Origin of the sequence: Lysinibacillus sp. JNUCC 51 (assembly GCF_015999525.1) — a bacterium.
Taxonomy (GTDB): Bacteria; Bacillota; Bacilli; order Bacillales_A; family Planococcaceae; genus Lysinibacillus; species Lysinibacillus xylanilyticus.
Window position 1 is genome coordinate 4,075,685 of sequence record NZ_CP065545.1, and the last position, 25,718, is coordinate 4,101,402.

Here is a 25,718-nt window from a genome sequence, read left to right on the forward strand (position 1 = left end):
GGATTTATGAAACTTTTTGCATAGTCAGTCGTATATACAGGAGAGAAGCATGATTTGAAGGGAGGGAAGAAGATGCGGAGACGAAGAATCCTCAGCTATTTATTAGTTATTTGGGTGACATTTTTGTTAGCGTTTCCATTAACATCTGCTTTTGCAAGTAGTAAGGTCTACCACATACCTATTCATAATGAAGTAGAACGAGGACTTCACGCATTTTTAGAACGAGCTTTTAAAGAGGCGGAAGAAAACGATGCAGAGGCGATTATTTTAGACATTCATACGCCTGGTGGTTTCGTGAATGCAGCAGGTGATATTGCAATGCTTATGGATGCAACGGATATACGTACGATAGCGTATATTAACAAAGACGCGCATTCTGCAGGTGCCTTTTTAGCCTTACATGCGGATGAAATCTATATGGTGCCAAATGGAACGATCGGGGCGGCTGCAGTAATTGACTCAGCAGGAAATGCGGCGGACTTAAAGGCTCATAGTGCGTGGGTTGCTCAAATGGAGGCAGCTGCAGAATCGAAAAAACGCGATCCGAAATATGCACGAGCAATGGCTGATGCATCTGTTGATTTACCAGAATTTCGAGCGGGAGAAGGGAATTTATTAACTTTATCTGCTTCGGAGGCAAAAAAGGTTGGTTATTCTAATGAGACGGTTTCGAATTTCCAAGATCTTTTAAAAGTAACGCAATTAAATGGTAGTGATATCGTTCCAATTGAACCTACTTTTGCTGAAAAACTTGCTCGTTTTATTACGAATCCGATTATAGTTCCAATTTTATTGTCGATTGCAAGTTTGGGACTTGTAGTTGAGCTATATTCGCCAGGTTTTGGTGTTTCAGGTATAATGGGGCTGTCAGCACTTGGATTATTTTTCTTCGGTCATATGGTCGCAGGCTTGGCAGGTTATGAAACATTACTTTTATTTATTGTAGGTTTGTTGCTCGTTATTGCGGAATTTTTTGTCCCCGGAGGTATTGTTGGTATTTTAGGTGGTGTACTAATCTTACTAAGTCTAATACTGGCAGGTGCGAACATGATGCAAATGATTATAGCGATTTTCATTGCGCTTGTTGTAGCGATAATAGGAATGGTGATTCTGATGAAATTTTTCGGTAAAAAATTGCATGTTTTAAACAAGTTGGTCTTGATGGATGCGACAACGTCGGAAGAGGGCTATGTATCTAACGTGAATCGTACAGAGCTACTCGGAAAAGTGGGTACAACGATTACACCACTTCGTCCAGCAGGTACAATGCTATTTGGTAATGAACGCATTGACGTAGTATCGGAAGGTGGCTATGTTGATGCTGAGAAACATGTAGAAGTTATTAAAGTAGAGGGCTCACGTATTGTTGTGAGACAAACAGAAAAAGAGATGGAGGAATAACAAATGGGATTTGATTTAGCTTTAATAGGTCCAATTGCAGGGCTAGTCATATTATTCATTGTTGTCGCGGTATTCTTTACCTTTGTACCAGTGGCGCTATGGATTTCTGCACTTGCTGCAGGTGTCCGTGTTAGTATTTTCACATTAATCGGTATGCGTTTACGTCGTGTAATCCCTTCACGAATTGTGAACCCATTAATTAAAGCACATAAAGCAGGGTTACCTGTTACAATAAATCAACTTGAAAGTCATTATTTGGCAGGTGGTAATGTTGACCGAGTTGTCAATGCGTTAATCGCAGCCCATCGTGCAAATATCGAGTTAACATTTGAACGTTGTGCGGCAATTGATTTAGCGGGTCGTGATGTATTAGAGGCTGTACAAATGTCTGTTAACCCGAAAGTCATTGAAACGCCATTTATTGCAGGTGTTGCTATGAATGGTATTGAAGTAAAAGCGAAGGCACGTATTACAGTGCGCGCAAACATTGAACGTTTAGTCGGTGGTGCCGGTGAAGAAACGGTTATTGCCCGTGTAGGTGAGGGGATCGTTTCTACAATTGGTAGTGCATCTAGTCATACGACAGTTCTTGAAAATCCTGATATGATTTCTCAAACTGTATTATCAAAAGGCTTAGATTCTGGTACGGCATTTGAAATCTTATCGATCGATATTGCAGACGTTGATATCGGCAAAAACATCGGTGCTGAATTACAAATTGAACAAGCGCAGGCAGATAAGAACATTGCCCAAGCGAAAGCTGAAGAACGACGTGCAATGGCTGTAGCGAACGAGCAAGAAATGATTGCACGCGTACAAGAGATGAAGGCAAAAGTAGTAGAAGCAGAAGCTGAAGTACCACAGGCGATGGCGGAAGCTCTACGTTCGGGTAATCTTGGTATTATGGATTACATGAACTACCGCAACATTCAAGCAGATACAGCTATGAGAGACTCAATTTCTAAAGTAAGCTCAGATAAATCAGAAACAAATGAATCTAACGAATAATAAACTGAAAGGAGCGGTACTAATAAATGGAACAATTAATTATAGTTGTGATAATTGCCATAGTCAGCTCTATTTTCGGTAAATCAAAAAAGAAAGAACAAAAACCAATGCCACCTTTTAATAAGAATTCACATGTTGAGCCTCCTGTTGAGATGACTCAAGAGCGACGTCCTACTTCTAAACCACAAAGTTTTGAGGATTTTGCACGTGAATTTTTAGGTGAATGGAAAAATGAACAGCCTCAAGTTGAAGAGCCGAAAAAAATTGTCGAAGAAACAGTGAAAAAGGACGTTCCAAGCTACGCAGCTCCACCGTTAATCCCAACTGAGAAAGTGAGTCGTACTACGAATAGAGAAAGTATTGGTCGTTTGGCAGCAGGGAAAAAAGTTGTGGGAGTAGCTAAATCACAATCAGCTTTTCAATTACCAAAATCAAAAAAATCATTAATGCAAGCTGTTGTAATGGCAGAAGTTTTAGGTCCTCCAAAAGCAAAAAGAAAATAACTAGCATGTCCTCCTTTTTCGATGCATATATTGCCGAAGAAGGAGGCATTTTTTATGAGAAAACTATTTCAATTAACGCCACTACTTGAATTATTACAATATGATACTTTAAAAATCATTGGCCCATATCGTTTTCTACATGCTGATTCTTCATCATGCTCTTTTATTTATGCAGACTATCATATTACTGTGCGTGGAAAATCGGTGGAAATTAATGCTCTTAAAGAAGAAATGCTACATCTTTCTGTAGAGGATTTGCAGGAGCTTCATATGAAAATGACAAAGGATATGGGTGTGAGCGATAATGTGGAATAATCGGCCAATTATCATACGTATAAAGCGCCATGAAAATGTTCATCCTTTTATTCAAGCATTGCATGCACAACATGTGCCATTAAAACGGATTGTCTTTCGTGAGCAAGAGGTTACTTTTGAAACAACTATGCATTATCTACCAAAGATACGCCGTGTACGTAGACGTTTCCGACTTAAAATGGCTGTCTATTATGCAGATGAGCTTCAAGTTTTTCGAGCGCAGCTTTGGACTTTGCTCGGTCTAGCGTTGATGATATTGATACCATTGCTATGTGCACAGATTATTTGGCGTATTGATATTGAAGCGGCAACGCCAGAATTGGAGGAACGTCTAGGAAAGACCTTTCAAGATACATTTCAACTAGAAACACCCATTTCTAAAAAAGACTTACCCTCAGATGCTGTCATTCGACAGAAGCTATTAGAAGGGCATCGAGATCTATCATGGGTGCATATTGAAAAGCATGGTGGACGTGTAACTTTACGACCTCAAGAGTCCCCGAAACAAACAAAACAAACGAATGAGAAACTAGCGACGCATTTAGTGGCAACAAAAAGTGGTGTTATTACTCACTTTAATATTCAAAATGGAGAACGTAAAATTACGGTTAACGATACTGCTTACGAAGGTGATGTTCTCGTAAGTGGTGTAATTGAAAGTGGTGAAGATCAGGTTTTCGTTGGAGCAAAGGGAGAGGTCTACGCTGATTATTGGCTAGAGTGTTCATTTAAAATTCCCAAAAAGCTAACGATGGAAACGCTACAACAGAAGCAGTGGCGTGTATTAGTGAAAGGCATTCATCAAGAAAAAGAAAAAGTTGACTATGTGCAGAAGAAAGATTTACCAAGCTGGCTCGATCCATATGTTTCAATTGTTGAGGAGCAGTACACTAAAAAAATGCAAGTAGAGCTTGATGAATCCAAAATAGATTCATTGCTCATACCATTACTTCATGAAAAGATAATACGTTCATTACCTGCGAAAACGGTTATAAAAAAAGAAAACCTTTTACAGGTAAAGTGGGGGAGTGGTACAGTTGAAGGGAAAGTTCTATTTTTAGTCAATGAAAACATTGCCAGTCCAATACAAGGCCTACAAGGAGAATGATTATGTCAGAACATTTAACTGTATTACAAGTGGATAATCCAAACGAAGCGGTTATGCTACTCGGAATTTCCGATGCAAATATGAAGTTAATCGAAGAGGCTCTAAAAGTCCACATTATTACACGTGGTGAACAAATTCAGCTTGCTGGTGAAGAGGATGCAAAGGAACAAGCGACATTCCTTTTACATGCTCTTCTAAAGGTCATTCGTAAAGGAATTAATATTGATCAGCGTGATGTTGCAACTGCGATTGAAATGACACAAAAAGGAACGATTGAATATTTTGCGGAACTTTATGATGAAGAAATAGCTCGCACGACGAAAGGAAAGCCTATTCGTGCAAAAACAATCGGTCAACGAGAATACATACAAGCAATCCGTCATAAAGACGTTGTTTTTGGTATCGGTCCAGCGGGTACTGGGAAAACGTATTTAGCGGTAGTCATGGCAACGCAGGCGCTAAAAAACGGGCACGTTAAGCGAATTATTTTAACACGCCCTGCAGTTGAGGCAGGAGAGTCTCTAGGCTTTCTTCCGGGGGACTTAAAGGAAAAGGTAGATCCTTATTTACGACCTCTTTATGACGCTTTAAACGATATTTACGGTACAGAACAAACTCAAAGGCTAATTGAACGAGGCACAATTGAAATTGCACCTTTAGCGTATATGCGAGGCCGTACATTAGACGACGCCTTTGTTATTTTAGATGAAGCTCAAAATACGACACATCAACAAATGAAGATGTTTTTAACGCGACTAGGCTTTGGCTCAAAAATGGTCATTACAGGCGACAAAACACAAATTGACCTACCGAAAAACACGGAATCTGGGTTAATCGTAGCAGAGCGTACCCTAAAGTATGTAAAATCAATACATTTTCAAATTTTAGAACAAGGCGATGTAGTACGCCACCCAATCGTAGCAAAAATCATCAAAGCCTACGAAGAACAGCAACTTTAGAATTGCGATATGCGCAATTCTAAAGTCTGCACCGAAAGTGAAGTGAAACGGAACGGCAGGTGCAACGGGTTTTAAAAAAGTCTGCACCGAAAGCGGAGTGAAACGTAGCGACAGGTGCAACGGGTTTTAAAAAAAGTCTGCACCGAAGATTTTCGACTGATCTAAAATTTAACAAACATGAAAATGGTTGGAAAATGGAAAAAATTGTGACAGCTATACAAAATGTATAGCTGTTTTTTTGCTTTCTTATACATTTTTCGGGAAAAAAGTTTTTTGAATTGGTATGATAGTAGATAGATAAGAGGAGGTGCCAGATGGAGAAACAATTAAAAAAATTTACAGAACTTATAGGCTTCCGCTACTTTTTAATTGTCGTTCTCATCTTAACAGGAGCCCTACAATTTACTTTAATGTATGGCAATGTTAAAGGTGTTACATATGATTTTAAACCATTACAACTAGCGCCTGAAACAGTACGATCTACTAAAACGATAGAAGATACTTATAAAACGCAACAAGAACGAGATAAAGCAGCAAATGCGGTTGAACCAGTCTATCAATTTTCTGCGGATGTTGCTAAACAGCGAGCTGCGATAGTAACATCTTTATTTGACTATGTTCTAGAGGTAAAGACGGATGTAGAGAGTAGCAAAGAACCTATTCCGATTGCCGATCAAGTGACGAAGCTCCGCAAAAAGTTCGAGTCCATAGATTCAGAGCAAATGCCAATTATCTTTACTGATTCACAGCTAGAGGGTTTGTTAGTACAAAGTGAAGCAGATTTAAAAAGAACAAGTGCACAACTATCAAAATCTGTGCAGGAATATTTGCAAAAATCCATTCGATCAGAAAATGTGTTTGCGGGTCAAAATGATTTTGAGACAAAAATTCGTGGACAACGAGGCTATCCAGATAAAATATTTAATACGGTAGTTTTAATTGGACGTATGAGTATTATCGAAAATGAGACGATAAACGAAGAACAAACGAAAATTCGAAAAGAACAAGCGAAGGAATCGGTTGAACCCACTCGGATTCTTCAAGGCCAAATCATCGTACAGGAAGGGCAAATCATTGATAATGAGGCGTTTCGTCAATTAGAGCTTCTGGGTATGGTGAGTAATAAGGCATCAATGAAGCCGATTGCAGGGCTGATTATTTTAATACTTTTGGAAATGACGTTCATGTTTGTTTTATTTGAACGCTGGGATACACATGTAGACAAGAAACATAATGCCTTGTTGGTTACAGTAATTGTTTATAGTTTATCCATCCTGCTAATGAAAATTGTAAGCCTAGTCTCAGGTGGCTTCGATGTTACAGTTGCCTTCCTTTTCCCAACAGCATTGGCAACAATGCTTGTGCGGCTATTAGTGGATGAACGTGCTGCGGCACTTATAACGGTTATGACAGCGGCATCTGCGGGTGTTATTTTTCAAGAGGGCTATTCATCCGTTATGCAGATGGAAATTACCCTGTATATAATTTTTGGCGGCTTTGCGAGCTTATTCTTTTTGGATAGTATGGAAAAGCGTTCGCATATTTTACATGCAGTAGGTGTTATAGGGCTAGTAAATATTTCGTTTATCGCATTTTATTTACTGATGACACAATCTACTTATGGTTTGTCAGAGTTAATGTATTACTTTATAGCGGCAATGATATCGGCTCTATTATCGGGTGCTCTTACAATGGGTCTTTTACCATTCTTTGAATCAGCCTTTAGTGTATTGTCGTCGTTGCGATTAATTGAATTATCAAACCCAAATCATCCATTGTTGAAAAAATTACTAATGGAGGCTCCGGGAACATATCATCATAGTGTAATGGTGGCGAACTTAGCAGAGGCAGCATGCGAGGAAATTGGAGCGGATGGATTGCTGGCTCGTGTAGGATGCTATTATCATGATATTGGCAAAACGAAGCGTCCTGCGTTTTTCATCGAGAATCAAATGTCTGGTATTAACCCACATGATTCATTGCCCCCAGAAAAAAGCGCGGAAATTATAATCGCGCATACAACTGACGGGGCAGAAATGCTAAAACGTTATAAGATGCCACAGGAAATTATCGATATTGCCTTGCAGCATCACGGATCTAGTTTGTTAAAATTCTTCTACTTTAAAGCGAAGGAAGAAGGAAAATGTTCAGATGATACAAAGTACAGATATCCAGGTCCGAAGCCACAAACGAAGGAAGCGGCAATTATTAGCGTTGCAGATAGCGTTGAGGCAGCAGTTCGATCGATGAAGGAACCGAATGCAGAGAAAATTCAAAAGTTGGTACGAGCAATTATTGATGATCGAGTACAAGACAATCAGTTTGATGAATGCGATATTTCAATAAAAGAGTTAAAATGTATAGAGAGAGTACTTTGTGAAACGATGAATGGAATTTTCCACTCACGAATTGAATATCCAAAGGCAGATAAGTAGGAGGATCTATGATTTTAACAATTGATTTTACAGATGAAACAAATGAAGTGACTGCTGAGCATACGGAGCTTGTTGAAAAGCTTTTACAGCATGCTGCAAAACTAGAGAATATTGAACCGGAAACGGAAGTTTCAGTGACATTTGTTACAAATGAAGCGATTCAAGAAATAAACCGAGAATATCGTGATAAGGATCAACCGACAGATGTTATCTCGTTTGCCCTAGAGGAATTAGGTGAAGGAGAAATGGAAGTAACGTTTGAAGGAATGCCTCGAGTTTTAGGAGATATTATTATTTCAACGGATCGTACAAAAGAACAAGCTGAGGAATATGGGCATACATTTGAACGAGAATTAGGCTTTTTAGCGGTTCACGGTTTCTTACATCTACTCGGCTATGATCATATGGTGCCAGAAGATGAAAAGGTGATGTTCGGTAAGCAGGATGAGATTTTACAATCTTTCGGCTTAGGACGAGAGTAAATGAATGTTCGCAAATTTGTGCGCTCTTTTGGGTATGCCTTTAAAGGTATTCTTACAGCCTGTACTGAGCAAAATTTTATATCCCACTTGCTAAGTGCGGGAATAGTTTTGATTGCTGGCTATTTTACGGAATTATCACGTATTGAATGGTATATTGTGTTGCTATTAATAGCACTAATGTTTGCACTTGAAATGATTAATACTGCAATCGAACGAGTAGTAGATTTAGCTTCACCTAATATCCATCCACTAGCTAAGCAGGCAAAAGATCTTGCAGCAGGCGCAGTACTTGTATTTGCGATATTCAGTGCTATAATCGGATTACTCATATTTATACCGAAATGGTTTTGATATTACTAAAATTATTAATCGGACATGAAGTAATAGCAGTTGTACTGAGAAATTATGATTTAATCAATTACGCAAAGGCGAAATTGATTATGTAGAGGTGAACATTAATGACAATTGATATGAATGCATTACTAGAAGAATCAAAAACAGCGCGTGAAAAGGCTTATGTACCTTATTCAAAATTTAAAGTTGGCGCGGCGATTTTAACGAAAGATGGAGCGATTATTCATGGCTGCAATATTGAAAATGCTGGCTATAGTATGACCAACTGTGCTGAACGTACAGCATTTTTCAAAGCAGTGTCAGAAGGTATTTATGATTTTGAGGCGATTGCTATTGTAGCTGATACGGATGGACCATGTGCGCCATGCGGAGCTTGTAGACAAGTGATGATGGAATTTTGCAAACCATCTATGCCTGTATATTTAACAAACTTAAAAGGTGATGTCACGGTAACGTCTGTAGGCGAATTACTACCGTTTGCATTTACAACGGAGGATTTAGAGAATGCTGGAAAATAACAATGGCTATAAGTCAGGTTTTATCTCCATAATCGGTCGACCAAATGTAGGGAAATCAACATTTTTAAATCGTGTCATTGGTCAAAAAATTGCGATTATGAGTGATAAACCACAAACAACACGAAATAAAGTACAAGGTGTACTAACAACAAATGATAGCCAAATGATTTTTATAGATACACCAGGAATCCACAAGCCGAAACATAAGCTAGGGGATTTTATGCTAAAAGTTTCTAAAAATACATTGCGTGAAGTGGATGTTATTATGTTCATGGTAAATGCAGAGCAGAAACTTGGGAAGGGTGACGAATTCATCCTTGAAATGCTGGCGGGTAATCCAACGCCTGTCTTCCTAGTGATTAATAAAATCGATCAAATTCATCCTGATGAATTAATGGGGATTATTGATAGCTACAAAGAACGTTATGACTTTGCGGAAATAGTACCGATTTCTGCATTACAAGGGAATAATGTGGAAAATTTATTAGCAACATTAACGAAGTATTTACCAGAGGGTCCACAATATTACCCAGCAGATCAAGTAACAGATCATCCTGAGCGTTTTATTATTTCAGAGTTAATTCGTGAAAAAGTGTTACATTTAACGCGTGAAGAAATACCTCATTCCATTGCTGTTGTTATTGATAAAATTCGCCGTGATGAAGAGAATGAAGATAAAATTCGTGTAGCAGCAACGATTATTGTGGAAAGAGATTCTCAAAAAGGGATTGTCATTGGTAAACGTGGTGCGCTATTAAAAGAAGTAGGGATACGTGCAAGAAAAGATATTGAAATGCTTCTTGGTTCAAAAGTGTATTTAGAGCTTTGGGTAAAGGTACAAAAGGATTGGCGAAATAAATCAACACATTTACGTGACTTCGGTTTCCGTGATGATGAATATTAATAGGCTATACTGTAAAGCTTGAAACAACTTTACAACATTCCTATTTATCGCTGTAGTTTTAAATGGAGCTGTCCAATAATTTATTGGAGAGCTCTATTTTCATGCGAGGCTTGTTGAAAGGAGGAGAATCGATGCTTCATAAATGGGAAGGAATTGTCCTAAAGGTGCGTGCCTATGGAGAATCAAATAAAATTGTAACATTACTAACGAAAGAAGCAGGAAAAGTTGCCACGATGGCTCGAGGAGCAAAAAAGCCTTCTAGTAGATTAGCTTCTGTGACACAGCCATTTACATATGGCATGTTTATGGTACAGCATCATACCGGTATGGGGACATTGCAACAAGGTGAGCATGTCAATTCAATGCGACATATTCGCGAGGATATCATGGCAACGGCCTATGCAAGTTACATAATGGAACTTGTCGAGCGTGTAGTAGAGGAGGGGAAACCAGAGCCACTTGCATTTGATGTGCTCCTTCAAGCATTACAAGCAATTGAGGAAGGTTACGACCCGGAGGCCATTACATTGTTCGTTGAATGGAAAATGTTACCCTATACTGGCGTACAGCCTATATTACATGCTTGTGCAGCTTGTGGTGCAGTAGACGGTGAATTTGCATTTTCTTTTGTGCAGGGAGGTTTTTTGTGCCATCGTTGTTATCAGCATGATCCTTATATCATTCGATTAACACCGACTCAGCTTAAGCTTATCCGGATGTTCTATACTGTACCGATTGACCAGATTGGGAAATTAGAATTAAAAAAGGAAACAAAATATTTTATTAAAAAAATAATTACTACAATTTATGAAGAACAAACAGGAATTCGTTTTAAGACTAAAAAATTTATAGAACAGCTTGAAAGAACTCCTGAATTACAGTTAAGAACGAGTCCTAATCAAGAAAAAACGCCAGAAGACCATTAATATTGATCTTCTGGCATTTTATTTTTTTTACACTACTAAGCGATTTTGGATCGATGTGGTGTAGAGATTAATTCCGTTCCAACTGAAGGTCTTTCAGTGAAGATCATCGATAAAATACTTAATAACAAAGGCCACTACCCAACTTTTGGAATGAGACGAAAGGTAGAAAGAAATACAGAAAAAACATTAATCTTCAATGTTTCTAACTGTATATTAAGCAGTTATATTGTCAAAATGTTAATATTCTCACATTGGTTTTAATTTTTCGTCAATACCATTAGGACAAATTGAGTAAACCATTATAATTTACAGAAATATTATTTATGATAGAAAATTAACTTTAACTTTTAAATATACACTTTTAAGTTCTGAAACATAGGTCTTTCTATCTTTTAAAATTAAAATTAATAGCTATTGTTCAATGATTGTTTTGGATATAAATTACTAATTTCGAAAGAGTTTTTAACATAAACATAGTATTAACTATTCATTCTAATACCATAAACTAGTTGAAAAGGCATTTTAATCTATGATATTGTAAATGTTATAGATGATCATATTTAAACTATTCTCGTATTACTTATTCGTTTCGTGCCTGTTGAAACTGGCCGATTTATATAAATTTGACATGCATATAAAATGAGAATGGAGTGCTTTGTGTAAGCACAAAGCCGATTCCAGACACAATTATGTGCTGAGGCATAATAGATGAGTACCGCAGTCTTATGAAAGAGGGAGGAAGTCACATAATGCTTGAATATTTCGTATGTGGCAGAAAATATGCTAAGAAAAGTGACGTTAAGTATTGAAGAAGTTGAAGCAAATGATATCTTAGCTGAAGATATTTTTTCAGAGTATCGCTTACTAGCTAAAAAAGATCTAGTTTTAACGGAACGAATTATTGCCTTACTTAAACTTAGAAAAGTAGATGAATTATCTGTATATTTACCAATTGATTCAGTCCGAATTGTTCATGATTTAAGTGTTCAACGTACAAAGGATTACGGGGATGTATTTGCACCACTTTTGGATAAAAAGGATGAGGTAGATGAGTATAAAGATACGGTAAATAACCTTTTTATGACTACATTAGAGAATGTCGTGCATGAATTACGCTATGGTCAAATTTTAAAAAGCATCCAAGATACTGCTTATGTACGAGGTGTTTTTGAAAAAATTTTAGAAAAAAAACAGCGTTATGAATTACTCATGCGATTAAAAGAATGGGATGAGTATTCTTTTGTTCATTCATTTGATGTTTTCGTTTTAGGTACAATTTTTGCACGTTATTTAGGTTTAACGGATATTGAAACACTAGCAACGGGCTATTTGTTCCACGATATTGGGAAGGTATTTATACCACAAGAAATATTAAATTTAAAACGGAAATTATCAGAAGATGAGTTTGACATTGTTAAAACACATACGACTAAAGGTTATGAGTTGCTCATGGGAAATGGGGAAGAGGATATTGCCTATTTAGCACGTGATCATCATGAACGCTTTGCCGGTAAAGGTTATCCGAATCAGCTTTGTGAGGACGATATGTGTGAGGGAGTTCAATTACTGCAAATTATTGATGTTTATTCAGCTATGACATCAAAGCGTGTATATCATTCGGGATATGCTGCAACAGATGCATTAGCTGTTTTATATCGTGATCGACATTTATATAACGAGAAATTTATGCACAAATTTGTAGAGTGCCTAGGGATTTATCCTGTCAACTCGGTCGTTCAATTATCTGATAATCGAAGTGCACAAGTAGAACTAGTCTATGATTTATTTCCAACGTTACCTAAAGTTAAGTTGTTGGATGAACAAAAGTCTATGATCTTACCTTTGAATTATAGTGTGAAAATTTCGAAAATGATTGATTATCGTGCTAACAGCTTTGAAGAAATTTTTAACTTATTTATAGAACAATTAATTCGCTGTGACGAAAATAGCTTAAAAGTCTACTTTGATAAATTAATAGATCATTTACATCCTAAAGAAATTATTATAAAAATATTTTTACCTGCCTTTCGAATTCTACGTTTATTAACAAGAGAAATACAAACGGATATTACAAAATATAAGAATTCTATTAATATATTAAAAAAACTATTAGAAGAGCAATTAAATGTATTGTATATGGATTATCAGCATGAGAAAACAACTATATTAGTTGTGGAGACTTCACTTCGTGAAAATTTCTTCATAAAACTTGTGCAAAGTATTTTGTATATTGATAAAATTGTACCGTTTTTTATTAATCCAGATGATGATCAGCGCATTACGCAATTAATGGAACATTGTAACGTAAATGTAGCTTACTTTATCGAGGATGAACCCACAGTAGATAAGAGAGTTCGCCCAATGCGAGAAGGAACATTCCTTTTTTATTCGCTTGTAGATATTGAGGAATTACTTATTAGCTTAGTAGGCATGAATATGAAAAGGTTTTCATTTGAGGAGAAGATGCAAGAGCGCTTGTATTCATTATTAAAGACATAACAAGAGGGAGTCGCTTAAAATGCAACTCCCTCTTTATATACTGATGAATTTTAGAATTGAAGATGTTTTTCGATGTATGCTTTAACCTCTGTAATTGGCATACGAACTTGAGACATTGAATCACGATGACGTACTGTAACTTGACCATCTTCTTTTGTGTCAAAGTCGTATGTGATACAGAATGGCGTACCAATTTCATCTTGACGACGGTAACGTTTACCAATTGATTGTGACTCGTCAAAGTCAACTGGGAATGACTTGCGAAGCTCTGCCCAAACATTAGTAGCTTCATCCGAAAGCTTTTTAGAAAGTGGTAGGACTGCAGCTTTAAATGGCGCTAGAGCAGGGTGGAAGCGTAAAACTGTACGCTTATCATCGCCTTCAAGTTCTTCCTCGTCATAAGCATCGCAAAGGAATGCTAATGTAACACGGTCTGCACCTAAAGAAGGCTCGATACAGTATGGAACATAACGTTCGTTTGATACTGGGTCAATGTAAGTGAAATCTTCACCAGAATGCTCCATATGCTGTTTTAAATCGAAATCTGTGCGATCTGCTACGCCCCATAGCTCACCCCAACCGAATGGGAATTTAAATTCGATATCAGTTGTAGCGTTTGAGTAGTGAGACAATTCGTCGTCTTCATGGTCACGAAGACGCATAGACTCTTCTTTCATGCCTAAATTTAATAACCAGTTTTTACAAAATTCTTTCCAGTATGCGTGCCATTCAAGGTCCTCGCCTGGTTTACAGAAAAATTCAAGCTCCATTTGTTCAAATTCACGTGTACGGAAAGTGAAGTTACCTGGAGTAATTTCGTTACGGAATGATTTACCGATTTGTGCAATACCGAATGGTGTACGTTTACGCATAGAACGTTGTACGTTTTTAAAGTTCACGAAAATACCTTGAGCTGTTTCTGGGCGTAAATAAATTTCATTAGTAGAAGATTCTGTTACACCTTGGAATGTTTTAAACATTAAATTAAATTGACGAATATCTGTAAAATCAGCTTTACCACAATCAGGGCACACTACGTCATACTTAATCATCGTTTCTTTCATTTGATCAAATGTCATACCATCGACAATGATTTCATCGCCTTTAGCTAGTGCAGCGTCCTCGATGATTTTGTCAGCACGATGGCGCGCTTTACATGCCTTACAATCGATCATTGGGTCATTAAAGTTGCCAACGTGACCAGAAGCCACCCAAGCTTTTGGGTTCATTAAAATTGCAGCATCTATTCCAACATTGTGCTCTGATTCTTGGACAAATTTTTGCCACCATGCTTTTTTTACATTGTTTTTTAATTCAACACCTAGTGGACCGTAATCCCAAGTGTTTGCTAAGCCTCCGTAGATTTCAGAACCTGGGAAGACAAAGCCGCGATGTTTCGCTAATGATACGATTGTTTCCATTGATTTGTTAGCCATAATAATAGCCTCCTTCATAGTTTTCACAGAGTGAACAATAAATTTGTTTAAGTGAATTTGCCAAAAATCATCGCATCCATGCGATAAAGGCTAACTGACCTGCATCAAGTTGTTGCTGCTGCCGCTACGCTTTCGCGCAAAACACATCTGCCGCTGCCGCAACGCCTTCGCGCAAAACACATTTGTAGATCTAAGTAAAAGCCGATTCCGGACGCAATTATGCGAGGCATAATTGATAATTCACTAGAGATATTTTTTAATTTAGTAAGGACTAAATTAAAAATAGCACCCGTCTCCGGGCACAAAGAATGCCCAGGGACGAGTGCTAAAACCCGCGGTTCCACCCTGATTGTTTTAAACGCGTTGTTTAAAACCTCTTTTCAAAAAGTTAGCTCAAGGAGTGCCCTTTCTCTGTTACTATGTAGACTTTCACCATCTTCTACTCGCTTTAAAGTTGAACAGATACTTTTTTCCCATCATCGCCTGTATAACGCAAATCGCTCGAAAATACATTTAGAGCAAGCGTATGTGTCAATATTGTAGCATGTAGTTCTTTTCTTCGCAATAATTATTAAAATAGTATATAATAATTGAGCATAAGTATAACACTATTAGATTTGAGGCGGTGAGTCCAATCGAACTCAACAAACGTCAGGAAGACATTTTACAAATTGTGAAAGAAAACGGCCCAATCACAGGCGAACATATTGCAGAACGTCTCAATCTGACAAGAGCAACTTTAAGACCAGATTTAGCAATACTCACAATGGCGGGCTTTTTGGATGCTAGACCTCGTGTTGGCTATTTCTATTCAGGTAAAAAAGCATCCGTTACATTGACGGATAGTATTCAAAATTTAAAGGTGAAAGATTTTCATTCAGGACCAGTTGTTGTACCAGAAACAATGACTGTTTATGATGCGATTTGCTTCATGTTTTCAGAGGATGTTGGAACACTCTTTGTCGTTGATAAGAATGAGTTTTTGACAGGAGTACTATCTCGTAAGGATTTACTACGTACAAGTATTGGCACGCAGGATTTAAATAAAATTCCTGTACATATAATTATGACACGTATGCCAAATATTTCATATTGTGAGCGATCAGATTCTTTAGTTGTTGCAGCGAATAAACTAATTGAACGAGCAGTTGATTCGCTACCAGTAGTCGAGCCACAAGAAGGTGGATTGAAAATCGTTGGTCGTCTTACAAAAACAACGATTACACGAGCTTTCTTATCACTTGCACAGAATGTCTAAATAATTGAAGGAGAGCAGCATGAAAAGACTACGGGTTTTTGTTGTATCTGATTCAGTCGGTGAAACTGGTGATCAAGTAGCGAAAGCGGTTATTAGCCAGTTTCGACCTAGTTTGGAAAACACGGTAATTCGTCGTTTTCCTCATATCCAATCAGAGGAGCTCATTCGGAAAATTGTATGCCTTGCAGCGAAACAGAATGCATTTATTGTGTATACGCTTGTTCGTCAGGAGATGCGATCGTTATTACATGAACTGTGTGAGAAAGAAATGGTCTATGCTGTCGACATCTTAGGGCCTGCTTTAAAAACAATGGCAACATTTGTGGAAGAATTCCCATTAGAAGCACCAGGAATTGTTCACCAGCTAGATGATGATTATTTTAAAAAAATAGAAGCTATTGAATTTGCTGTAAAATATGATGATGGTAGAGATCCACGTGGTCTATTACAGGCTGATATTGTGTTAGTTGGTGTTTCACGTACCTCTAAAACACCGTTATCACAATATTTAGCACATAAACGCTATAAGGTGGCGAACGTACCTTTAGTACCAGAAGTTGAGCCACCTGAAGAATTATTGAAAATTGATCCGAAAAAATGTTTTGGTTTAATTATTTCTCCTGATAAATTAAACTCAATTAGAAAAGAGAGATTAATGACTCTTGGATTGAATGATGATGCTATCTATGCGCAGCATAAACGAATATTAGATGAAATCCAGCATTTTGAAAAAATTGTCGCTAAAATTGGTTGTAAGGTTATTGATGTAACAAACAAAGCTGTTGAGGAAACAGCGAACGTCATTATTGAGCATATCTCGAACTGTAAATAAGAAAAGAATTATTTAAACCACCTCGGTTGTAAGAGGCGGTTTTTTTGAGTCGGTTTTTAAAATAGTATAGATAAAAACTAATTTTTGTTTTATAATAATAAAATTGTGGTAAAAATATTTATTAAGAGAAAAATCCTATTTTTTTGTCGAGAAATAAAGGATTTTTAAATCGGATAGCGAATTGTGTTTTAGAACGTAATTTAAAGATGGTGATGGATTTGGCAGGGAAGATTCCTGAAGAAGTGATTGAACAGATTCGCTCACAATCGGAGATTGTTGATGTCATAAGCGAATACATGCAGCTAACAAAGCGTGGGCGCAATTGGTTTGGGCTCTGTCCATTTCATGGAGAACAAACGCCATCTTTTTCTGTGTCATCAGACAAACAGATTTTTCATTGCTTTGGTTGTGGTGCAGGGGGTAATGCTATTACTTTTGTCATGGATATAGAAGGTATTTCTTTTCCTGACGCTGTTGTGAAACTTGGTGAACGTGTTGGCATACAGTTAGATATTGGGCCAAGTTTACCTGAAGTAACGAAAAAGGTATCTAAAGCAGAAGAAAGGATGAAAGAAGCTCACGCTTTTGCAGCAGATTTTTTTCAACATTTACTGTTAAATACTGAAGATGGTGAAGAACCTTTAAATTATTTGCTAGAAAGAGGATTTACAAGGGAACTTATAGAATCTAATAGCATTGGATGGTCTCTTCCAAGCTTTGATGCATTAACGATATTGCTTGAAAGAAAAGGTTATAACTTACAAGAAATCGCGGAAAGTGGTTTAGTAATCAAGCGTGAAGGGGAAGAACGCTATTTTGATCGTTTTAGAGGGCGTATTATGTTTCCCATTCGTGATGAGAACGGTAAGATCATAGCATTCTCAGGACGAATCCTTGCATCAACTGGAGAAGAGGCAAAATATTTAAATAGTCCAGAATCACCAATTTTTCAAAAGAGTGAAGTGCTATATAACCTAGATAAAGCACGAACCTCGATTAGAAAAAATCGTCAAGTAGTATTGATGGAAGGATTTATGGATGTTTTAGCAGCAACCTCTGTAGGTGTAACGAATGCTGTAGCAACAATGGGCACTTCGCTTACGAATCAGCATATCACAAAGCTAAAGCGCTTAGTAGAGCAAATTACGATTTGCTATGACGGTGATAATGCTGGGTTTGATGCGGCGAAAAGAGCAGCACAGTTACTTCAAACGGAACGCATGAAAGTCGATATTGCGGTGTTACCAGATAAGCTCGATCCCGATGAATACATTCGTAGTCTAGGTGGACAAGCATTTAAAGAACAAATTTTGGAAAACCCTCATGCGTATATTGCTTTTATGATGATGCATGCTAGACGAAATAAAAACTTTCAGTTTGAAAATGATACGCTTCAATATATTCAAGAAGTTCTTGAGCAACTGGTAGGTAGATCCTCACCTGTTGAGCGAGATTTGTATATAAGACAGCTATCGAATGAAACAAACATCTCGGAAGAAGCGATTTATGCTCAATTCCGAAAGCTAGAGGCAAATCAGGTTCGTTCTGCAAAAGTAGAAGTGCCTGTTCAAACGCCTTCGATGCCGGTCACTCAGCAACAACATAAGCCTATGGACGCAGCTGAACGCGCCGAACGTTTATTACTGGCTCATATGCTTCATAATATAGATGTAGTGGACAGGGTATTACGTAGTGAGCAAAAAGATCCATTTGTACGAGATGCCTATATGGCAGTTTTTGTTCGCTTAGTAGGATTTTATGAGGAATATGGTCATCCTGATTATCAGCGTTTTGTTGAGATATTAGATGACTCTGAATTACGCAAGATTGTAATGGAAGCGGCTTTAGCGGAACGGGATCCCGACCAAGCAGAGGCAGAGGTCACAGATTCAATACGTCAGCTGCAAAAATATAGAATTGAGCAAGAAATTCAACAAAAGATGCATGAGTCAAAGGAAGCGGAGAAGATGCATGAGTATACGCGTGCACTTGAAATCGCCCAACAGATTATTCATTTAAGAAAATCGTTATCGGCGATTTAACCCGATTCGGTTGTTTAGAAGGAGGAAGGTTTATGGCGGACAAGTCAGAACGTTCAAAAGAGGTAGAAGTAGAAATTACATTAGATGAAGCAAAAAAAATACTACAAGAAAAAGCAAAAACAGAAGGTGAAATTTCAATGAAAGAAATTTCAGAGAAACTAGCGCCTTATGAATTGGAGAACGAAGAGATTTTCCACTTTGCTGAGGATCTTGAAAAGGCTAAAGACATTCAAATCATTGGAAAAGAAGAGTTTGAAGAAGAAAGCTTAATGAAAGAAGAAGCTAACGAAGAGACTTTCGATTTAAATGATTTGAGTGTACCACCAGGCGTTAAAATTAATGACCCTGTTCGTATGTATTTAAAAGAAATTGGTCGAGTTGATTTACTTTCTGCCGAGCAAGAGATTGCATTAGCTGAGCGTATTGAGCAAGGTGACGAAGAAGCACGTAAACGCCTAGCAGAAGCGAACTTACGTCTTGTTGTATCTATTGCAAAGCGATATGTTGGTCGTGGAATGCTATTCCTTGACTTAATTCAAGAGGGGAATATGGGGCTTATCAAGGCTGTTGAGAAATTTGACTACCGTAAAGGCTTTAAATTCTCCACTTATGCAACATGGTGGATTCGCCAAGCGATTACGCGTGCAATTGCGGACCAAGCACGTACAATTCGTATTCCAGTGCACATGGTAGAAACAATTAATAAATTAATTCGCGTACAGCGCCAATTACTACAAGACTTAGGTCGTGAGCCATCTCCAGAAGAAATTGGCGAGGAAATGGATTTAACACCAGAAAAAGTACGTGAAATTTTAAAAATTGCACAAGAACCAGTATCTCTTGAAACACCAATTGGAGAAGAAGATGATTCACATTTAGGGGACTTTATTGAGGATTCTGAAGCTCAATCTCCATCTGACCATGCAGCTTATGAATTATTAAAAGAGCAATTAGAGGATGTGTTAGATACATTAACTGACCGTGAAGAAAATGTCCTTCGCTTACGTTTCGGTTTAGATGATGGTCGCACGCGTACTTTAGAAGAGGTAGGGAAGGTATTTGGTGTAACACGTGAACGAATTCGCCAAATTGAAGCTAAGGCGCTTAGAAAGCTCCGTCATCCTTCTCGTAGCAAACGTTTAAAAGACTTCCTAGAATAAAGATAAAAAATTGGGGCTATCTAATTAGTGATGACTAATTGGATAGCCCTTTTTTCTGGCTCCTATTATATTTCATATGAAATAGGAGAATACCTGTGAGAGCGAAGTTAATATCGACACAAAATTTTTCATTTTTTTCCCTGGGTCATACTAAACATAGTAGATATTATTTCGATAAATGTTATATCGAGTAATTAGAATGAGACAGTATTATTTTTGCTACTTTATACAGATGTGTTATGAACGATTTTAAGATAAAATTGTAATAACAACCATTATTAAGCAATGTTTGGAGTATACACTATGACAAATCCTCGGAAAAAAATAATCTTGAATGAGATATTGTTTTGGAAGCAGAATAAGCTATTACCAGAGCATTACTGTGATTTTTTAGCGGCTCTATATGCAGAGGGGTCAGATGTAGAAGAGTTAGAACCGGTGCATCATAAACAGGCTATTTTGCCTGCAGAAAAGAGAAGGCAATTACTTGTAATTGCAAGTATATGTATTGCAATGATTACACTGCTGTCTATTTATTTTACAATATCATCCTTAATGATAATTTTAACTGTTGTCGTTGGAATAGCTGCTGTGATATTATTTCTGACGGCGTTTAGAATGGCACGTAAAAATGATTTATTAGCCCCTATTTTCCATCTATTGGGTGCTATTCTGTTGTTTAGTATGTCTATTCGAATTTACACTACATATTTTAATGGAAATAATATTGCATTGTTTTGCTTGATTGCAGCAAACTGTGGGGTTTGGCTTTGGTCAGGTTTAAAAATGAAGCTACTTTATTTCACGGTCTCAGGTGTCCTAGGTTTACTGGCACTGATTAGCTATTATATCATAAACTTATTATAAGAATTTATTTTGTAAAAAAGTTTCGCTAACAATGATAAGAATCTGTTTGCTTTCAATTAGCTAACAGATTCTTTTTTTGTATCAAAATGTGTCTGTAATTTATCTAACATTAACTTAAACGCTCTATTAGTGAAGACTATAATCGTATAGCTTTTTAGCTACACATATAAAAAAAGATATTTTGATTTCCTTGGTATATGAATGCGCAAAGAGTGGAAAGATAACAGCGAGTAAGGATGTAATTATTAAAAAAATACTGGAATGTGCAAATATTGGGGATTTCAAGACATATTTTATCCAGTAGTTACAGAAATGTCGAAATTGTTACAAACAAAGGAAAACTTAGCGAATATGCTTTTCGTTTCATGGTTAATGAAGTACAATATTAGATGTTGACTGATTCTATATTATCATAGAAGTAGATTTAAATGAGGAGGGGAAACATATGAAAAACAATCCAGTCGTTCCTTACATTCTAATTTTAGCATTTGGTATTGGTCTTATTTTCTTCATGTCTTTAACAGGCGCAGAGAACAAAAAGGAAATCGCTGCTGAAAAAGAGGGTGGTGGCGAAAAAACAGAAGCTACCGATGATTCTGCATTAGTACAAACTTGTATTAGTTGTCACGGTGCTGACTTAAGTGGTGCTTTTGGTCCTAATCTACACGGCTTAGATGAAGCGCGTATCGTAGATGTTTTAACAAACGGGATCCCAGGAACTCCAATGGAGCCTGGCATGAAAAACGAAGCGGAAGCTAAAGCAATCGCTAAGTACATTTCAACTCTAAAATAGTCTGAAAAAATAGCTGTACTGAAAGCGTTTAATCGTAATCGGTACAGCTACAATTTATTTATCTTCATTCAGTAAATGAAAAATGGAGTTGCTCAAAATTTTTGAGACAACTCCATTTGTTTTTTTTCACGACATCATACATACTAAGGATGGACACTATTTTAGACAGGCGGTAAAAAAATGAATGCACAAAAATTATCAAAACGATTAGAAACAGTAGCAAAATTTATTCCCACTGGTGCGGTTGTAGCCGATATTGGCAGCGACCATGCATATTTACCATGCTACTTAATTCATAAAGGTATTGCTTCATATGCAATAGCAGGGGAAGTTGTGAAAGGACCATTTGAATCAGCAGTTGGACAAGTGCAAAAGGAAGGCTTAACAGAAAAAATTACAGTAAGACTTGCGAATGGTTTAGCGGCTGTTGAAGAAGCTGATCATGTAGATACTGTTACTATAGCTGGAATGGGTGGACCTCTTATTGTCTCCATTTTAGAGAAGCATCCAGAAAAATTAAATGGTGTAACAAGGCTTATTTTGCAGCCTAATATTCATGCAAAAGTGATTCGCGAATGGGCGTTAGCACATAATTGGGCAATACAGGATGAAGAGATTTTAGAGGAAGACGAAAAAATTTATGAAATTCTTGTATTGCAAAGAAGCACAATGACGTTAACGGAATCGGATATTTTATTTGGGCCGAAATTAATGCAACGAAAATCAGCAGCATTTATTAAAAAATGGTCGCGTGAAAAAGAAAATTGGCAACGTGTATTAAAGTCCATTGAAGGGGCAGATCAAACACCTGAAATTGAAGAAAAACGTGCAGAATTAGTAGCTCTACTCAATTTAGTGGAAGGGGTTCTGTGAGATGAAAGTAGTTAACGGTCAAGAAGTTATACAATTGTTCGAATCATGGTCGCCTAAAAAGCTAGCCTGTATGGAAAATGACCCAATTGGTCTAGCAATCGGCACATTAAATAAACCTGTAAGTAAAGTATTAGTCACATTAGATGTTAATGAAGCAGTAGCAGACGAGGCTATTGCTCAAGGATGCGAGCTAATAATAGCGCATCATCCACCTATTTTTAGACGCCTTTCCAATATTCGTACTGACAATCCAGCCGGGCGTTTATATGAAAAACTTATAAAAAATGATATTGCCGTTTATGCAGCGCATACGAATCTAGATGTGGCTGAAGGCGGTGTTAACGACTTACTAGCAGATGCTCTACAGCTTGAAAACCGTTCTATTTTAGAAGAAACATATGCGGAAAATATGTTGAAGCTGGCAGTTTTTATACCGACTGCAAATGCCAATGATTTACGGGAGGCATTAGCAAAGGCAGGAGCTGGCCGCATTGGAGATTATGAAGCGTGTAGCTATACTACATTGGGAGAAGGACGTTTCCGTGCACTAGAAGGTGCAAATCCACATGTAGGTTCTATTGGTGAATTACATGTTGAAGAAGAAGTAAAGGTAGAAGTAGTATTTCCGGAATCTATAAAAAATCGTGTGTTAAAGGCAATGTTAAATGCACATCCATATGAAGAACCTGCCTATGATATCATCCGTTTAGACCAGCAAACAAATGTAATGGGCTTAGGACGAGTTGGTTATTTACCACAAGAAATGACTCTTCATGAATTTACGCAATTCGTGAAACAGCAGCTAGACGTGCCTGCTGTCCGCGTTGTTGGTGATTTACAATCGAAGGTGAAAAAAGTTGCGCTTGTTGGTGGCGACGGCAATAAATATATCTATTCTGCGAAACGTGCTGGGGCAGATGTATTTTTAACAGGAGATATGTATTTCCATACTGCCCAGGATGCTCAAGCAATTGGTCTACAAATCGTAGATCCAGGACATCATGTGGAGAAAGTGATGATTGCAGGAGTAGCTAAAAAGATGGCAAGAATGTGTGAGGATAAAAAATATTCTGTTGATTTTGTACAATCTACTATTCATACAGAACCGTTTTTATTCGTGTAAGAGAGGGGAATAGTTGTGGCAAGTGAAAGACCTGCTGGCAATAAAGCCGGCAAGTTATGGATAATGATTGGTTTGCTGATTGCTGTGTTTGGGGTAGGGATGACATTTATGACAAATACGATGAATGCCAAAAAAATTGATGCTATGACCGAGCAATGTGAATCAGACGGTGGAGAAGCCATAGTGTCAAAGGAAAAGAGTTTTCTATCAACAAACTATTCATTTAAATGTAAGCAGTAATTATAACAAGACTGAATTATAGTATTAAATATAATTCAGTCTTTTTAATGTAAAAAAACAATATGTTCAAGGAAACCTTGGTGAATGTTGTGCTTTTAAATAAGGGCGATTTCCGTTCCGGGCTACTTGCTCTCCTGTGAGCGAGCGTCGAGTGGCTTCCTTTGCTTTTGTTGTTGCTTTCGCACAGATATAACCCTATTGCTAAGGTTTAGTTTTATCACTATAAATAAGAGAGACATGCTAGAAAATTTATGCTATGTGAAGTAGTTGATTGGAGTGGAGGCTTGGCGACTCCTTGGGGATTAGCGTCACAGATGAGACCCTGGAGCGAGCAACGCGAGTGAAGCGGCTCATCGGACGCCCCCAGGAAAGCGCCAAGTCGGAACGGAAATCAGCCCCTCGTTTTGCCATTGAGCTATATATAATAAGACACCTTAACTTCATTGACATATTAGTACTTCAACATCGTGAAATATAATTCAGTCTTTTTGTGTATGCATGGATTAATTTTAGAATGTTATGATAGGTGAGTATAAATTGCTATGAGAGGAGAGTTTTGGATTGTTTATTCGATTAACAAAAGAACAACAAGAAACAATAATAGCTGATATTCAACGATTTTTCTATAATAATCGTGATGAGGATATAACGGAATTCGAAGCAGAAAGAGTATTAGACTTTGTAAAGGAAAATATTGCTCCACATATTTATAATGCGGCTATCTCGGATGCAAAATATGTTGTAGAAAGACAATATGCATCGATTGAGGATGAACTTGCAGCATTAGAAAGACCGATTAAAATAAAATAATTTAATCTGAATTAAATTATTGGAAATTTTTAAAAATATATGATATTTTTATCTTGGATTAAAGATAATTTAATTCGAAGTAAAAACAATGGTTTCATTAACCATCCATGTATGGAATTAAGAAATGGATTCCTGTACATCATGGCTAAGAGAACCACTTTTAGTTCAAATGAAAGATTTGGTCACAATTTGAGGGATGAGTGAAGGAGGAACAACATGTTGAAAATAGGGGTAATATTAGGTAGTACGCGTGAGGGTCGTTTAAGCCCACAAGTTGGCGAATGGGTAAAGGCAGTAGCTGAAAAACGCGGTGATGCAGAATATGAAATTATTGATATCGCAGATTTTAAATTACCACTTCTAGGTGAGCCAGGTGGAGATGCTTCAGGAGCAGCTACATGGTCACAAAAAGTTGCTGCATGTGATGGTTTTGTATTTATCGTTGGGGAATATAATCATTCTATTACTGGGGCATTAAAGAATGCATTAGATTTCTTACGCGTGGAATGGAATAATAAGGCGGCAGGTATTGTTTCTTACGGTTCTGTTGGCGGTGCAAGAGCGGCTGAACATTTACGTGGAATTCTTGGTGAATTATTAGTAGCTGATGTTCGCGTCCATCCTGCTTTATCCTTATTTACAGATTTCGAAAACGGCACAGTATTTAAACCAAAGGAAGTGCAAGCAGATTCAGTAAATCAAATGCTAGATCAACTTATCCCTTGGGCAACTGCATTAAAAACAATTCGATAAAGACCTTAAGCAATATGTACAGTAAAAAGTGCATATTGCTCTTTTTATGCATATAGAGACGTATGGCTGGGTAGTTGTTTCCCTGAATTTAAATAGATGATATTTAATAGAGTGTTGAT

The 25,718-nt window shown here is 37.3% G+C and carries 25 protein-coding genes; 24 read left to right on the forward strand and 1 reads right to left on the reverse strand.

The annotated features are described in order from the left end of the window. Positions 1–72: 72 nt before the first annotated feature. From JNUCC51_RS19655 to JNUCC51_RS19715, 13 genes are all read left to right on the forward strand, one after another. On the forward strand, positions 73–1,401 hold the full coding sequence (locus tag JNUCC51_RS19655) for an NfeD family protein (protein WP_337989395.1): 1,329 nt from the start codon (positions 73–75) through the stop codon (positions 1,399–1,401). 3 nt (positions 1,402–1,404) lie between these two features. Then, a complete protein-coding gene (gene floA / locus JNUCC51_RS19660; RefSeq protein WP_337989396.1) occupies positions 1,405–2,409 on the forward strand; it encodes a flotillin-like protein FloA in 1,005 nt (334 codons plus the stop codon). 26 nt (positions 2,410–2,435) lie between these two features. Beyond that, positions 2,436–2,912, forward strand: coding sequence for a YqfB family membrane protein (locus tag JNUCC51_RS19665; RefSeq protein ID WP_337989397.1), 477 nt, complete (start codon positions 2,436–2,438; stop codon positions 2,910–2,912). A gap of 54 nt (positions 2,913–2,966) precedes the next feature. After that, on the forward strand, positions 2,967–3,227 hold the full coding sequence (locus tag JNUCC51_RS19670) for a hypothetical protein (RefSeq protein WP_337989398.1): 261 nt from the start codon (positions 2,967–2,969) through the stop codon (positions 3,225–3,227). After that, positions 3,217–4,335 carry a sporulation protein YqfD gene (locus JNUCC51_RS19675; protein WP_337989399.1) on the forward strand — a complete coding sequence of 373 codons (1,119 nt, stop codon included), beginning with the start codon at positions 3,217–3,219 and terminating at the stop codon, positions 4,333–4,335. Before JNUCC51_RS19670 ends, JNUCC51_RS19675 begins: the two co-directional genes overlap by 11 nt. A gap of 2 nt (positions 4,336–4,337) precedes the next feature. After that, complete coding sequence (locus JNUCC51_RS19680; protein WP_337989400.1) at positions 4,338–5,294, forward strand: PhoH family protein; 957 nt, start codon at positions 4,338–4,340, stop codon at positions 5,292–5,294. A gap of 314 nt (positions 5,295–5,608) precedes the next feature. Then, the gene (locus tag JNUCC51_RS19685) at positions 5,609–7,729 is read left to right on the forward strand and encodes an HD family phosphohydrolase (protein WP_337989401.1); all 2,121 of its coding nucleotides are present in this window, start codon (positions 5,609–5,611) and stop codon (positions 7,727–7,729) included. An 8-nt stretch (positions 7,730–7,737) separates the two neighbouring features. After that, positions 7,738–8,211 (forward strand): rRNA maturation RNase YbeY, encoded by a 474-nt coding sequence (gene ybeY / locus JNUCC51_RS19690; RefSeq protein WP_337989402.1) that lies wholly within the window; start codon positions 7,738–7,740, stop codon positions 8,209–8,211. After that, positions 8,212–8,562, forward strand: a complete 351-nt coding sequence (locus JNUCC51_RS19695; protein WP_049663782.1) for a diacylglycerol kinase family protein — start codon at positions 8,212–8,214, stop codon at positions 8,560–8,562. Positions 8,563–8,669: 107 nt separating this feature from the next. Next, positions 8,670–9,083 carry a cytidine deaminase gene (locus JNUCC51_RS19700; protein WP_337989403.1) on the forward strand — a complete coding sequence of 138 codons (414 nt, stop codon included), beginning with the start codon at positions 8,670–8,672 and terminating at the stop codon, positions 9,081–9,083. Beyond that, on the forward strand, positions 9,070–9,987 hold the full coding sequence (gene era, locus JNUCC51_RS19705) for a GTPase Era (protein WP_337989404.1): 918 nt from the start codon (positions 9,070–9,072) through the stop codon (positions 9,985–9,987). The genes JNUCC51_RS19700 and era overlap by 14 nt, the downstream gene beginning before the upstream one ends. Positions 9,988–10,118: 131 nt before the next feature. Beyond that, a complete protein-coding gene (recO, locus tag JNUCC51_RS19710) occupies positions 10,119–10,913 on the forward strand; it encodes a DNA repair protein RecO (RefSeq protein ID WP_268636913.1) in 795 nt (264 codons plus the stop codon). A 753-nt stretch (positions 10,914–11,666) separates the two neighbouring features. Continuing rightward, positions 11,667–13,412: an HD-GYP domain-containing protein gene (locus JNUCC51_RS19715; RefSeq protein ID WP_337989405.1), complete on the forward strand. Its 1,746-nt coding sequence runs from the start codon at positions 11,667–11,669 to the stop codon at positions 13,410–13,412. Between the two features lie 50 nt (positions 13,413–13,462). Here JNUCC51_RS19715 and JNUCC51_RS19720 read toward each other — a convergent pair whose 3' ends face one another. Then, positions 13,463–14,848 carry a glycine--tRNA ligase gene (locus JNUCC51_RS19720; protein ID WP_100545967.1) on the reverse strand — a complete coding sequence of 462 codons (1,386 nt, stop codon included), beginning with the start codon at positions 14,846–14,848 and terminating at the stop codon, positions 13,463–13,465. Positions 14,849–15,473: 625 nt separating this feature from the next. On the opposite strand from JNUCC51_RS19720, the gene ccpN reads away from it, so the two are divergent. The 11 genes from ccpN to JNUCC51_RS19775 all read left to right on the forward strand — a co-directional run bounded on the left by ccpN (position 15,474) and on the right by JNUCC51_RS19775 (position 25,599). Beyond that, a complete protein-coding gene (gene ccpN, locus JNUCC51_RS19725) occupies positions 15,474–16,106 on the forward strand; it encodes a transcriptional regulator CcpN (RefSeq protein ID WP_337989406.1) in 633 nt (210 codons plus the stop codon). 19 nt (positions 16,107–16,125) lie between these two features. Then, on the forward strand, positions 16,126–16,938 hold the full coding sequence (locus JNUCC51_RS19730) for a pyruvate, water dikinase regulatory protein (protein ID WP_337989407.1): 813 nt from the start codon (positions 16,126–16,128) through the stop codon (positions 16,936–16,938). A 206-nt stretch (positions 16,939–17,144) separates the two neighbouring features. Further along, positions 17,145–18,980 (forward strand): DNA primase, encoded by a 1,836-nt coding sequence (dnaG, locus tag JNUCC51_RS19735; protein ID WP_337992265.1) that lies wholly within the window; start codon positions 17,145–17,147, stop codon positions 18,978–18,980. A 32-nt stretch (positions 18,981–19,012) separates the two neighbouring features. Further along, positions 19,013–20,140, forward strand: a complete 1,128-nt coding sequence (rpoD, locus tag JNUCC51_RS19740) for an RNA polymerase sigma factor RpoD (RefSeq protein WP_049663796.1) — start codon at positions 19,013–19,015, stop codon at positions 20,138–20,140. A gap of 303 nt (positions 20,141–20,443) precedes the next feature. Continuing rightward, on the forward strand, positions 20,444–21,007 hold the full coding sequence (locus tag JNUCC51_RS19745) for a hypothetical protein (protein WP_337989408.1): 564 nt from the start codon (positions 20,444–20,446) through the stop codon (positions 21,005–21,007). 445 nt (positions 21,008–21,452) lie between these two features. After that, positions 21,453–21,800 (forward strand): c-type cytochrome, encoded by a 348-nt coding sequence (locus JNUCC51_RS19750; RefSeq protein WP_100545971.1) that lies wholly within the window; start codon positions 21,453–21,455, stop codon positions 21,798–21,800. A gap of 180 nt (positions 21,801–21,980) precedes the next feature. Continuing rightward, positions 21,981–22,673, forward strand: a complete 693-nt coding sequence (locus JNUCC51_RS19755; protein ID WP_337989409.1) for a tRNA (adenine(22)-N(1))-methyltransferase — start codon at positions 21,981–21,983, stop codon at positions 22,671–22,673. Between the two features lies 1 nt (position 22,674). Continuing rightward, positions 22,675–23,796: a Nif3-like dinuclear metal center hexameric protein gene (locus tag JNUCC51_RS19760; protein ID WP_337989410.1), complete on the forward strand. Its 1,122-nt coding sequence runs from the start codon at positions 22,675–22,677 to the stop codon at positions 23,794–23,796. Between the two features lie 15 nt (positions 23,797–23,811). Next, positions 23,812–24,036 carry a hypothetical protein gene (locus JNUCC51_RS19765; protein ID WP_100545974.1) on the forward strand — a complete coding sequence of 75 codons (225 nt, stop codon included), beginning with the start codon at positions 23,812–23,814 and terminating at the stop codon, positions 24,034–24,036. Positions 24,037–24,597: 561 nt separating this feature from the next. Further along, a complete protein-coding gene (locus tag JNUCC51_RS19770; RefSeq protein WP_100545980.1) occupies positions 24,598–24,846 on the forward strand; it encodes a DUF2164 domain-containing protein in 249 nt (82 codons plus the stop codon). Positions 24,847–25,062: 216 nt separating this feature from the next. Beyond that, positions 25,063–25,599, forward strand: coding sequence for an NADPH-dependent FMN reductase (locus JNUCC51_RS19775; protein ID WP_337989411.1), 537 nt, complete (start codon positions 25,063–25,065; stop codon positions 25,597–25,599). The last annotated feature ends 119 nt before the right edge of the window (positions 25,600–25,718 follow it).

What these genes read in the sequence shown, in the direction of transcription:
- JNUCC51_RS19655 (WP_337989395.1), top strand. Translation starts at nt 73, where the DNA reads ATGCGGAGACGAAGAATCCTCAGCTATTTATTAGTTATTTGGGTGACA.
- floA (WP_337989396.1), top strand. Translation starts at nt 1,405, where the DNA reads ATGGGATTTGATTTAGCTTTAATAGGTCCAATTGCAGGGCTAGTCATA.
- JNUCC51_RS19665 (WP_337989397.1), top strand. Translation starts at nt 2,436, where the DNA reads ATGGAACAATTAATTATAGTTGTGATAATTGCCATAGTCAGCTCTATT.
- JNUCC51_RS19670 (WP_337989398.1), top strand. Translation starts at nt 2,967, where the DNA reads ATGAGAAAACTATTTCAATTAACGCCACTACTTGAATTATTACAATAT.
- JNUCC51_RS19675 (WP_337989399.1), top strand. Translation starts at nt 3,217, where the DNA reads ATGTGGAATAATCGGCCAATTATCATACGTATAAAGCGCCATGAAAAT.
- JNUCC51_RS19680 (WP_337989400.1), top strand. Translation starts at nt 4,338, where the DNA reads ATGTCAGAACATTTAACTGTATTACAAGTGGATAATCCAAACGAAGCG.
- JNUCC51_RS19685 (WP_337989401.1), top strand. Translation starts at nt 5,609, where the DNA reads ATGGAGAAACAATTAAAAAAATTTACAGAACTTATAGGCTTCCGCTAC.
- ybeY (WP_337989402.1), top strand. Translation starts at nt 7,738, where the DNA reads ATGATTTTAACAATTGATTTTACAGATGAAACAAATGAAGTGACTGCT.
- JNUCC51_RS19695 (WP_049663782.1), top strand. Translation starts at nt 8,212, where the DNA reads ATGAATGTTCGCAAATTTGTGCGCTCTTTTGGGTATGCCTTTAAAGGT.
- JNUCC51_RS19700 (WP_337989403.1), top strand. Translation starts at nt 8,670, where the DNA reads ATGACAATTGATATGAATGCATTACTAGAAGAATCAAAAACAGCGCGT.
- era (WP_337989404.1), top strand. Translation starts at nt 9,070, where the DNA reads ATGCTGGAAAATAACAATGGCTATAAGTCAGGTTTTATCTCCATAATC.
- recO (WP_268636913.1), top strand. Translation starts at nt 10,119, where the DNA reads ATGCTTCATAAATGGGAAGGAATTGTCCTAAAGGTGCGTGCCTATGGA.
- JNUCC51_RS19720 (WP_100545967.1), bottom strand. Translation starts at nt 14,848, where the DNA reads ATGGCTAACAAATCAATGGAAACAATCGTATCATTAGCGAAACATCGC.
- JNUCC51_RS19730 (WP_337989407.1), top strand. Translation starts at nt 16,126, where the DNA reads ATGAAAAGACTACGGGTTTTTGTTGTATCTGATTCAGTCGGTGAAACT.
- dnaG (WP_337992265.1), top strand. Translation starts at nt 17,145, where the DNA reads ATGGTGATGGATTTGGCAGGGAAGATTCCTGAAGAAGTGATTGAACAG.
- rpoD (WP_049663796.1), top strand. Translation starts at nt 19,013, where the DNA reads ATGGCGGACAAGTCAGAACGTTCAAAAGAGGTAGAAGTAGAAATTACA.
- JNUCC51_RS19745 (WP_337989408.1), top strand. Translation starts at nt 20,444, where the DNA reads ATGACAAATCCTCGGAAAAAAATAATCTTGAATGAGATATTGTTTTGG.
- JNUCC51_RS19750 (WP_100545971.1), top strand. Translation starts at nt 21,453, where the DNA reads ATGAAAAACAATCCAGTCGTTCCTTACATTCTAATTTTAGCATTTGGT.
- JNUCC51_RS19755 (WP_337989409.1), top strand. Translation starts at nt 21,981, where the DNA reads ATGAATGCACAAAAATTATCAAAACGATTAGAAACAGTAGCAAAATTT.
- JNUCC51_RS19760 (WP_337989410.1), top strand. Translation starts at nt 22,675, where the DNA reads ATGAAAGTAGTTAACGGTCAAGAAGTTATACAATTGTTCGAATCATGG.
- JNUCC51_RS19775 (WP_337989411.1), top strand. Translation starts at nt 25,063, where the DNA reads ATGTTGAAAATAGGGGTAATATTAGGTAGTACGCGTGAGGGTCGTTTA.